This window comes from Bradyrhizobium sp. Mp27 (assembly GCF_029953005.1).
Lineage (GTDB): Bacteria > Pseudomonadota > Alphaproteobacteria > Rhizobiales > Xanthobacteraceae > Bradyrhizobium > Bradyrhizobium barranii.
Window position 1 is genome coordinate 1 of record NZ_JASAUS010000585.1, and the last position, 690, is coordinate 690.

At 60.4% G+C, this 690-nt stretch carries 1 pseudogene; it reads right to left on the reverse strand.

What is annotated here, in order from left to right:
• Window positions 1–22 precede the first annotated feature (22 nt).
• Window positions 23–690, reverse strand: a pseudogene (locus QJT78_RS51865) (hypothetical protein); the annotation flags it as partial.

The following is a 690-nucleotide window of genomic DNA, read 5'->3' on the forward strand; positions in this document are numbered from 1 at the left end:
CATAGGAGCAGTTGACCCCTTATCAGCCCCTCAGTCGGGTTTGCAGTGCCGGCCGACTGACGCTGAGGTTGCTAAGGTTCTGCAGGCCTCGCTGGCCTGCCACCAACCCCCTAACCAGCGCTCGCGTGCCGTCCACGACAAAGACGCCGCAATCCCAGCCGTTCTGCTGCTGGGCCATGCCGGCTTGCACCGAGTCGCCGGGGAGGCCCAGCCTTCCTGCCAGATGGTCTGCAGACGTCTCGTTGAATCCCCAGAAGGAATCGTAGTGATAGGCAATCGGCGAGTTCCGGTCGCGACGATCAACGAACAGCAGCGACCAATGATTCCCTTGGCAACGAGGATCTGTAGGATCGGCGTCGTTCACTGGCAGGAACAGGAAGTCGGCTGTATCATTACCGTTGTCATCATAGACGATGCGCTGCAATGCGAGTTCCACGACGGTATCGTTGGGAGAGCGCAGCAGATTATGGGCCACAGTAGGATCCACCAACCGCGTCCGGGCGGCGATATCCAGGGTGGGGATATCCAGAGGGTGCCTCAGCAAATCCTGCTCCAGAAGCTGGTAATCCCTGAGGATATGCTCGTCGCCCAGCCATTGCTCGTCGTCGAGCACCAGCCCGCGGGACGAGGCTGTCGGATTCAACGCCACGATCTGAGCATCGGCGGATGTGCTCGGAAACACCGGCACAG